The organism is Sphingosinicella sp. YJ22 (assembly GCF_011320075.1).
In the GTDB taxonomy this organism is placed as follows: Bacteria; Pseudomonadota; Alphaproteobacteria; order Sphingomonadales; family Sphingomonadaceae; genus Allosphingosinicella.
The window spans coordinates 1-9,727 of record NZ_JAANPA010000062.1 but is presented as its reverse complement, the minus strand read 5'-3'; the positions used below and the strand labels follow the sequence as shown (position 1 = coordinate 9,727).

Genomic DNA, 9,727 nt, shown 5'->3' with positions numbered 1-9,727 from the left:
CGGCGGTGACCGTGCCGACGCAGGCCCGAGCGCCGCTGCTCCGCCAGGCCTCGGTCACACGCGCTCCCGCCGTTGCCGCGCCGCGCCCCGCCGCAACACAGCGTCCAGCGGCCGCGCCTCAGCGCACCGCCACCCGCGCCTCGTCGCTGCTCAACGAGCGCACGCTGCGCGAGCTGTCCGCTCGTGAGCGCAGCGAGAGCCGGGCGACTGCGGGCGGCGAGGGACGCTAATGGCGACGCTCGCCGCGCATATATTGCCGGCCGCCGACACGAAGAAGGAAGAGCAGGAAGGCATCGCCTACGACCGGCTAATGCTGGTCCTGCTGCTGTTCGCCGGTGCCATCCTGCTGATCGGCGCGCGGCTGGCGCAATTACATGTCTTCTCCGACATCGGCGCGCGAAGCGCCGCCGCCGTCACGCTGCCGCCGCGCGGCGACATCGTCGACCGCAACGGCGTCGTGCTGGCGACCACGATCGAGGCGTGGGCGATCGGCGTGCAGCCGCGCAACATCATCGGCGACAAGGTCGAGCTCGCCGCCCGGCTCAACGAGCTGATGCCGGAGCAGAGCGCCGAATGGTATCTGACCCAGCTTCGCCGCGAGGTCAGCTTCACCTATCTGCGCCGCCGCGCCGACGCCGAACTGGTCGAGGCGGTGAACGCGCTCGGCGAGCCGGGCATCACCTTCGGCCAGGAGCCGACCCGCCTCTATCCGCAGGCGCAGCTCGGGGCGCATATGCTCGGCTGGCTCGACGACAACGGCCACGGAGTCGCCGGGGTCGAGCGCTCGCTCGAGGAGACGTTGCTCGGCGAGGCCGGCCGCGCGCAGCCGCTGGCGCTGTCGATCGACAGCCGCGTGCAGGCGGCGATGGAGGCCGAGCTCGGCTGGGCGATGACCGAGATGCGCGCGATCGGCGGCACCGGCATCGTCCTCGACGTCGACACCGGCGAGCTCGTCGCGATGGCGTCGGCGCCGCAGTTCAACCCGAACGTGCCGGGGCAGGGCAGCAATGAAGTCCGCCGCAACAACATCACCCAGAGCGTCTACGAGCTCGGCTCGACCTTCAAGCCGCTCACCGTCGCAGCCGCGCTCGACGCCGGAGTCACCCGGCCCGGCGAATATTGGGACACGACCACCGCGCTGATGGTCGGCCGCCACCGCATCGGCGACAGCCACCCCGCAGGACGCGCGCTGAGCGTTCCAGAGGTTCTCACCAAGTCGTCCAACGTCGCCACGGCGCGCATCGCGGACCGGTTGGGCGCACAGCGGATGGACGCGCTGTTCCGAGCGCTCCATTTCCACGAGCGGCCGATGATCGAGCTGCGCGAGCGCGGGGGCACGATCTACCCGCGCGAGTGGAGCCGGGCGACCCTGTTCACCACCAGCTTCGGCCACGGCATCGCGGTGACTCCGCTTCACCTCGCCAGCTCCTATGCGGCGCTGGTCAATGGCGGCCTGTGGCGGCCGGCGACCCTGCTGCGCCGCTCGCCCGCCCAGGTTCCGGCCGGCGAGCGCGTGTTCACGCCCGAGACCAGCCGCCGCATGCGCCAGATGCTTCGACTGATCGTCACCAACGGCAGCGGCCGGCGCGCCGAGGCCGAGGGCTTCCGGGTCGGCGGCAAGACCGGCACCGCCGAAAAGCCCGGAATCGGGGGCTATTCGCGCACGGTGAACGTTTCCACCTTCGCGGCGGCTTTCCCGATGGATCGGCCGCGCTATGTGGTGGTGGTCATGCTCGACGCTCCCGAACGCACCGAGGCGAATCTCGGCCAGACCACCGCCGCCTATACCGCGGCGCCCGTCGTCTCGCGGGTCATCGCTCGCACCGGCGCGCTGCTCGGCGTCACGCCGTCCGCGACTCGCGACATCGACGTCTCCGACATCGCGCATCTGGTGCAGGGTGCGGAAGACTGATGCGCCTGGGAGCGCTGACCGGCGGTAGCGAGACCGCTTCGGTCACCGGTTTCGCGATCGACCATCGCAAGGTCGCGCCGGGCACCATCTTCGGCGCCTTCCAGGGCACCCGCTTCAACGGCGAGGATTATATCGCGGACGCGGTGCGCTCGGGCGCCGTCGCGGTGGTGGCGCGGCCGCAGGCGACGGTCGAGGGCGCGCTCCACATCGCCGCCGCCGAGCCGCGCCAGGAATTCGCCCGGCTCGCGGCGCGATTCTTCAAGCCGTTCCCGAAGACGGTCGTCGCGGTCACCGGCACCAACGGCAAGACCTCGAACGTCGAGCTGACCCGCCAGCTGTGGCGCATGGCGGGTCATCCATCGGCGAGCATCGGCACATTGGGCGTCACCACTTCGGACGAGCAGGTGACGACCGGCCTGACCACGCCCGACATCGTCACCTTCCTGTCCAACATGGCCGGCCTCGCCAAGATGGGCATCACCCATGCCGCGTTCGAGGCGTCGAGCCACGGCCTGTCGCAATATCGCACCGAGGGCCTGCCGGTGCAGGCTGCCGCCTTCACCAATTTCAGCCGCGACCATCTCGACTATCATCTCACCATGGAGGCTTATTTCGAGGCCAAGATGCGGCTGTTCGACGAAGTGGTCGAACCGGACGGGAGCGCGGTCGTCTGGGCCGACGATCCCAAGTCGCCGGAGGTGGCGCGGCGCGCTCTGAACCGGGGCCTCGAACTGCTCACCGTCGGCACCAAGGGCGAGACCTTGCACCTCGTCGAACGGGAGCGAACGCCGCTCGGCCAGACCATGGTCATCGAGGCCGAAGGCAAGCGCCACAAGGTGACGCTCAACCTGATCGGCGCCTACCAGGCCGCCAACGCGCTGACCGCCGCGGGTCTCGTCATCGCCACCGGCGGCGACCTCACCCAGACGCTCGCCTGCCTCGGGCGCGTTCATCCCGTGCGCGGGCGGCTGGAGCGGGCGGTGATCACCCGCGGCGGCGCGCCCATCTATGTCGATTACGCCCACACCCCCGACGCGATCGAGGCGGCGTGTCATGCGCTGCGGCCCCACACCGAGAAGCGGCTGATCACCGTGTTCGGCGCCGGCGGCGACCGCGACCAGGGCAAGAGGCCGGAAATGGGCGCGGTCGCCCAGCGCCTGTCCGACCTCGTCATCGTCACCGACGACAATCCGCGCAGCGAGGATCCCGCCGCGATCCGCCGCGACATCCTGGCGGGCGCGCCCGACGCGCGCGAGGTCGGCGGCCGCCGCGAGGCGATCGCCGCCGCGGTCGCCGAGGCGGGCGAGGGCGACATCATCCTGCTCGCCGGCAAGGGCCACGAGCAGGGACAAATTGTGGGTAACATGGTGCTTCCGTTTGACGACGTGACCGTAGCGCGCGAGTGCGCGGCATGACCTCGCGCACGCTCTCTCGCCCCTCCCCTTCAGGGGAGGGGATCAAGGGGTGGGGGCGCGCGTCTGCGCGCCTGAAGGCTCCCGGCACCGGCGCACTTGCAGCGCTTCGGAGGCATCGAGCCTCCTCAGCGCTCCCCACCCCTATCCCCTCCCCTGAAGGGGAGGGGCTGTTTATGGGGGCGGCATGACCTCGCTCTGGACCTCAGCCGAAATCGCCGAGGCGACCGGCGGCACCGCTTCCGCCGACTTCTCCGTCACCGGCGTCGCCTTCGACTCGCGAGAGATCGGGCCGGGCGACCTGTTCATCGCCCTGAAGGGGGAGACGACCGATGGGCACCGCTTCGTCGACAAGGCGGTCGCGGCGGGCGCCGTCGGGGTGATCGTCAGCGAGCCGGTCGACGCGCCCCACGTGCTCGTGGCGGAAACGACCGCCGCGCTCAACGATCTCGGCACCGCGGCGCGCGCGCGGACCTCGGCACGGGTCATCGGAGTCACCGGCTCGGTCGGCAAGACGACGACCAAGGAAGCGCTGTTCGCCGCGCTCGACCGTGGCGCTCCCGGCCGGGTCCACCGCTCGGTCAAGAGCTACAACAACCATACCGGCGTGCCGCTGAGCCTCGCGCGCATGCCGCGCGACACGCGCTACGCCGTGCTCGAAATGGGCATGAACCATTCGGGCGAGCTTCGCGCGCTGACCGCGATGGTCCGGCCGCACGTCGCCATCGTTACCGCCATCGCCAGCGCGCACCGCGAATTCTTCGCCAGCGACGAGGCGATTGCCGACGCCAAGGGCGAGATCTTCGAAGGGCTCGAGCCGGGCGGGGTGGCGATCGTCCCGTTCGACAGCCCCCACCGCGACCGCCTCATCGCCGCGGCCCAGCCTCATGCGAGCCGGATCGTCGCCTTCGGGCTTGAGAAGGGCGCCGACGTCACCGCCGCCTATGCGATGCCGACCGACAGTGGCACCATGGTCTCGGCCAAGCTCGGCGACAGCCAGGTCAATTTCACCCTGCCTCAGCCGGGCCAGCATATGGTGTCCAACGCGCTTGCGGTGCTCGCCGCGGTTCAGGCGGTGGGCGGAGATCTCGGCGCCGCCGGGCTCGCGCTGGCCGAATTGGGCGGGCTCAAGGGGCGCGGCGAGCGGCACCGGATCGCGGCCGGCGACGGCACCGCTCTGCTGATCGACGAAAGCTACAATGCCAATCCCGCGTCGATGGCGGCGACGCTCGCCGTGCTCGGCGCCGAGAAGGTGCAAGGGCGCCGCATCGCGGTGCTCGGATCGATGAAGGAACTGGGCGTCGAATCCGATGCCTTCCACGCCGCTCTGGCCGAGCCGGTTCGTTCCGCCGGCGTCGAACGGGTCATTCTCGTCGGCGAAGAGATGGCGGCGCTTGCGAAAGCGCTTGGCGGTGACGCCGAATTGACGCATGTCGCCGATGCGTCCGCCGCCACAGAGATCGTCCGCCAAGCGATCCGCCCCGGCGACGCGATACTCGTCAAAGGATCCAATTCGCTGGGGCTCGCCAGGCTCGTCGAGGCGCTGGCGGGGGACAGGCTCTAATGCTTCTGCTGCTCGCTGACCTCTTCGGAAACGAAGGCATCTTCAATCTCTTCCGCTACATCACGTTCCGTGCCGGCGGAGCGACCGCGACCGCGCTCGTCGTCGGGCTGCTGATCGGGCCGCGCTTCATCGGCTGGCTTCGCGTGAGGCAGGGCAAGGGCCAGCCGATCCGCGACGACGGCCCGCTCACCCATCTCGCCAAGCGCGGTACGCCGACCATGGGCGGGCTGATGATCCTGACCTCGGTGCTGGTCGCGATGCTGCTGTGGATGGACCTCAGGAACCCCTATCTGTGGGCGTGCCTGTTCATCACCGCGGGCTTCGGCCTGATCGGCTTCCTCGACGATTTCGACAAGGTCACCAAGCGCAGCCACAAGGGCGTGTCGGCGCGGATGCGGCTGCTGTTCGAATTCCTCATCGCCGGCATCGGAGTCGCGATCATCGTGTGGTCGGCGGGCGGCGAGCTCTATTTGCCGTTCATCCAGGGGCCGGTCGTGGACCTCGGCTGGTTCTACATTCCGTTCGGCGCGTTGGTCATCGTCGGCGCCGGCAATGCGGTGAACCTCACCGACGGGCTCGACGGCCTTGCGACCATGCCGGTGATCATCGCCAGCCTCGCCTTCGTCGTGATCTCCTACCTCGTCGGCAACGCGATCTTCGCCAATTATCTCGGAATCCCGCACGTGCTCGGGGCCGGCGACCTCACCGTATTGTGCCTGGCGATCGTCGGCGCCGGCCTCGCCTTCCTGTGGTTCAACGCGCCGCCGGCCGCGGTCTTCATGGGCGATACCGGAAGCCTCGCCCTGGGCGGAGCGCTCGGCGCGATCGCGGTGGCGACCAAGCATGAGGTGGTGCTCGGGATCGTCGGCGGCCTGTTCGTGATGGAGGCCTTGAGCGTCATCATCCAGGTGTTCTTCTACAAGCGCACCGGCCGCCGGGTGTTCCGGATGGCGCCGATCCACCACCATTTCGAGCAGAAGGGCTGGAGCGAGCCGACCGTGGTCATCCGCTTCTGGATCATCGCCTTCGTCCTCGCGCTCGCCGGCCTGTCGACCCTGAAGCTGCGGTGATCACGGCGCGCGCCTTCTCGGGTAAGAAATATGCCGTTCTCGGCCTCGCGCGCTCCGGCCGGGCGACGGTCGAGGCGCTGCTCGCCAGCGGCGCGCAGGTGGTGGCGTGGGACGAGCGGGAAGAGGCGCGGGCGGCCCTTGCCCCTCTCCCCTTCAGGGGAGAGGACGGCTCGCGCAGCGAGCCAGGAGAGGGGGAGTCGGGCGGGACAGCCCCCTCTCCCGCCGCCGTCGGCGGCACCCTCTCCCCTGAAGGGGAAAGGGGACTTAGCTTCGCCGATCCGCTGACCATCAACCTCACCGGTTTTGCCGGGGTTGTCGTCTCCCCCGGCGTGCCGCTCAACCGCCACCCAATCGCGGCGCATGCCCGCGCGGCGGGGGTGCCGGTGATCGGCGACATCGAGCTGTTCGCACAGGCGCGGGCCGAGTTGCCGCCGCACAAGGTCGTCGGGATCACCGGCACCAACGGCAAGTCGACGACGACCGCGCTCGTCCACCACATCCTCGAGACGGCGGGCGTGCCGACGGCGATGGGCGGCAATATCGGCCTGCCGATCCTCGCCCAGGACCCGCTCCCGGAGGGCGGCGTCTACGTGCTGGAGTTGTCCAGCTACCAGATCGACCTCACGACGAGTCTCGACTGTGACGTCGCTGTGCTTCTCAACGTCACGCCTGATCATCTCGACCGGTACGAAGGCTTCGAGGCATATGTCACCTCGAAGCGACGATTGTTCGAAATGCAAACGCCTCATCACGTTGCAATTACAACCGACAGCCCGGCGTCGGCTGATACGTTCAACGAATTTCTCCGTGATCGCGACATCGGGACAGCTTGGGCATGTACGGAGTTCAACGACATACTTGCTGTCGCTGCCGTGGCTGATGGCGAGGCCTATCACTACGGAGAGCGCTTCGCTCGCCAGAAGGATTGGCCGAACCTGCAGGGTCCCCACAACGCCGAAAATGCAGCAGCCGCTGCTGCTGCCGCTTTGGAGCTTGGGATCGATTTAGGCCAGATCGAGGAAGGGCTTCGCACCTATCCCGGTCTTCCGCATCGCATGCAGCGGGTGGGGGAGAAGGACGGCGTTCTCTTCGTCAACGACAGCAAGGCGACGAACCCGGATTCGACCGCTCCGGCGCTTGCCGCTTACCCGCATATCCACTGGATCGTCGGTGGGCTCGCCAAGACCGAGGACCTCGGGCCGTGCGAGCAGTATCTCGGCCATGTCCGCGCCGCCTACACGATCGGCGAGTCCGGGCCGATGTTCGCCCGACTTCTCCACGGAAAAGTGCCGGTGACCGAGAGCCAAGTGCTTGAAAAGGCGGTGACCGACGCCAAGCTGGCCGCTAGACCGGGGGAGGTGGTGCTGTTGTCGCCCGCCTGCGCCTCGTTCGACCAGTTCAAGGACTATGAAGCGCGCGGCGAGGCGTTCCGCGCCGCGGTGGAGAAGTTGGCGTGATCGGGGGTGGCGTCATGAAGGCGGGAGCGGAGAAGAAGGCGCCGCGCTGGGGCGGCCGCTCCGACCTGTCGCCGGTCGGCCGCTGGTTCTGGGAAACCGACCGGGTCCTCCTCCTGCTCGTCGCGATCCTGATTGTCATCGGACTGATCGCGGTCGCCGCCGCCTCGCCGGCCGCCGCAAGCCGGCTGTCCGGGACCAACTTCCGCTACGCGCCGCTCCACTTCTTCACCTTGCAGCTGGTGTGGACGCTCGTCGCCATCCCGGTGATGATCTTCGTCTCGATGCTGCCCAAGACGATGGCTCGGCGGCTCGCCCTGCTCGGCGCGGGGATCGGCACGATCGTTCTGATGCTGGTTCCGATCATCGGCATGGAGCGCAACGGCGCGGTTCGCTGGATCGACCTCGGAGTCACCAACGTCCAGCCGTCCGAGTTTTTGAAGCCGCTCTACATCGTCGCCATGGCCTGGCTGCTGTCGCTGAAGCAGAAGGACCCGGCGCTTCCGATGGTGTCGGTCACCGGCGCCTTGACCTTCGTCATCGCCTTCGCCCTGATGCGCCAGCCCAACCTCGGCGAGACGGTGATCTTCGTGACCTGCTGGGTCGCGCTCCTTACCCTGTCCGGCGCCAAGATGCGCTTCCTCTACATCCTCGCCGGCCTCGGCCTCGCCGGGATCGTGCTCGCTTACTTCTTTTACCCGGTCGCGACCGCGCGCATCGACGGTTTCCTGTTCGACGCCGGCGACAACGGCCAGACCGACGCGGCGCTTCGCACCCTCGTCTCGGGCGGGCTGTTCGGCCTCGGGCCGGGGGCAGGCGTCCGCAAGTTCCACCTGCCCGAGCCCCACACCGACTACATCTTCTCGGTGATCGGCGAGGAGTTCGGCATGCTCGCCTGCATCGCCATCGCCATCCTCTACCTGGCGATCATCGGGCGCGTGCTGATCCGGATGCTCAACGAAGAGGACATGTTCGTCATCCTCGCGGCCGGCGGCCTCGTCATCCAGATCGGCGTGCAGGCGATCATCAACATGGCGGTCAACGTCCACCTGCTGCCGTCGAAAGGCATGACCCTGCCGTTCATTTCCTATGGCGGATCGTCGATGATCGCGCTTGCGATGGGCTTCGGCCTTCTGCTCGCCTTCACGCGGCGAAACCCCTATCTGCACCGATCCCCTTATGTCGTGCGTTGGAGTGGACGCGAATGAGCCTGGCGCGCCCGTCCCGTCATTATGTCCTCGCCGCCGGCGGCACCGGCGGCCACATGATCCCGGCCCATGCGCTGGCCGAGGAGCTGATGCTGCGCGGCCACCATGTCGCGCTGATCACCGACGAGCGCGGCGCGCGCATCCCGGGCCTGTTCGACCAGGTGCCGGTCCACGTCCTCCCCGCCGGGCGCCTGAGCAAGAACCCGATCGGCCTGCTGCGCGCCGCCCGAGCGATCCTGACCGGGCGCGACATGGCGGTGAGGCTCTACGACAGCTTCGATCCGGCCGCAGTGGTCGGCTTCGGCGGCTATCCGGCGCTGCCCGCCCTGCTCGCCGCGCGCAAGCTTCGCGTGCCGACCGTGATCCACGAGCAGAATGCCGTGCTCGGCCGGGTCAACCGGCTCATGGCGCGGCGGATGGACGCGATCGCCACCGCCTATGACAGGGTCGACCGGCTGCCGTCGGGCGTCGGCGACAAAGTCCATCTCGTCGGCAATCCGGTGCGTGACGAGGTCCTGCAGCTGCGCGAGCAGCCGTTCCCGCCATTGGGCGAGGACGGCATCTTCCGGGTGCTCGTCATCGGCGGCAGCCAGGGCGCGAGCGTGCTGTCGAGCGTGGTTCCGGAAGGCCTCGGCCTTCTCCCCGAGCATTTCCGCCGGCGCCTCCAGGTCACCCAGCAGTGCCGCGCCGAGGATATCGAGCAGGTCCGCGCCCGCTATGCCGAGCTCGGCATTCCCGCCGACCTCGCCACCTACATCACCGACATGCCCGACAAGCTCGCCTGGTCGCACCTCGTCATCGCCCGCGCCGGCGCGTCGACGATCGCCGAGCTGACCGCGGCCGGCCGTCCCGCCATCCTCATCCCGCTGCCGTCGGCAACCGACGACCACCAGACCGCCAATGCCCGCGAGATGGCACGCTCCGGCGGCGCCCGGGTGATCGCCCAGCACCAGTTCACGCCCGTGGAGCTCGCCAAGCAGATGCAGAAGCTCGGCCTCGAGCCGCAGGCGCTCGCCAACGCGGCGTCGCGTGCCCGCGCGGTCGGGCGGCCCCACGCCGCGCGCGACCTCGCCGACCTCGTCGAGCGCACCGGCGGCGGCGGCGCGC

At 69.0% G+C, this 9,727-nt stretch carries 8 protein-coding genes; all 8 read left to right on the top strand.

From position 1 onward, the window contains the following. Positions 1-230 (top strand): hypothetical protein (locus G7B71_RS15095; RefSeq protein WP_207774820.1); only part of this gene is annotated, 230 nt, incomplete at its 5' end. Continuing rightward, positions 230-1,912, top strand: coding sequence for a penicillin-binding protein 2 (locus G7B71_RS15090; protein ID WP_166042415.1), 1,683 nt, complete (start codon positions 230-232; stop codon positions 1,910-1,912). The genes G7B71_RS15095 and G7B71_RS15090, both read left to right, overlap by 1 nt. Beyond that, entirely contained in the window at positions 1,912-3,327 is a 1,416-nt protein-coding gene (locus G7B71_RS15085; protein WP_166042413.1) for a UDP-N-acetylmuramoyl-L-alanyl-D-glutamate--2,6-diaminopimelate ligase, read from the top strand. Before G7B71_RS15090 ends, G7B71_RS15085 begins: the two co-directional genes overlap by 1 nt. A 184-nt stretch (positions 3,328-3,511) precedes the next feature. Then, positions 3,512-4,888 (top strand): UDP-N-acetylmuramoyl-tripeptide--D-alanyl-D-alanine ligase, encoded by a 1,377-nt coding sequence (gene murF / locus G7B71_RS15080; RefSeq protein WP_166042411.1) that lies wholly within the window; start codon positions 3,512-3,514, stop codon positions 4,886-4,888. Then, on the top strand, positions 4,888-5,958 hold the full coding sequence (gene mraY, locus G7B71_RS15075) for a phospho-N-acetylmuramoyl-pentapeptide-transferase (protein WP_166042408.1): 1,071 nt from the start codon (positions 4,888-4,890) through the stop codon (positions 5,956-5,958). Before murF ends, mraY begins: the two co-directional genes overlap by 1 nt. Further along, complete coding sequence (gene murD, locus G7B71_RS15070; protein ID WP_243406269.1) at positions 5,955-7,415, top strand: UDP-N-acetylmuramoyl-L-alanine--D-glutamate ligase; 1,461 nt, start codon at positions 5,955-5,957, stop codon at positions 7,413-7,415. Before mraY ends, murD begins: the two co-directional genes overlap by 4 nt. A 14-nt stretch (positions 7,416-7,429) precedes the next feature. Next, entirely contained in the window at positions 7,430-8,620 is a 1,191-nt protein-coding gene (locus G7B71_RS15065; RefSeq protein WP_166042417.1) for a putative peptidoglycan glycosyltransferase FtsW, read from the top strand. Further along, positions 8,617-9,727 (top strand): undecaprenyldiphospho-muramoylpentapeptide beta-N-acetylglucosaminyltransferase (gene murG / locus G7B71_RS15060; RefSeq protein ID WP_166042405.1); only part of this gene is annotated, 1,111 nt, incomplete at its 3' end. The genes G7B71_RS15065 and murG, both read left to right, overlap by 4 nt.

What these genes read in the sequence shown, in the direction of transcription:
- G7B71_RS15085 (WP_166042413.1), top strand. Translation starts at nt 1,912, where the DNA reads ATGCGCCTGGGAGCGCTGACCGGCGGTAGCGAGACCGCTTCGGTCACC.
- mraY (WP_166042408.1), top strand. Translation starts at nt 4,888, where the DNA reads ATGCTTCTGCTGCTCGCTGACCTCTTCGGAAACGAAGGCATCTTCAAT.
- murF (WP_166042411.1), top strand. Translation starts at nt 3,512, where the DNA reads ATGACCTCGCTCTGGACCTCAGCCGAAATCGCCGAGGCGACCGGCGGC.
- G7B71_RS15065 (WP_166042417.1), top strand. Translation starts at nt 7,430, where the DNA reads ATGAAGGCGGGAGCGGAGAAGAAGGCGCCGCGCTGGGGCGGCCGCTCC.
- G7B71_RS15090 (WP_166042415.1), top strand. Translation starts at nt 230, where the DNA reads ATGGCGACGCTCGCCGCGCATATATTGCCGGCCGCCGACACGAAGAAG.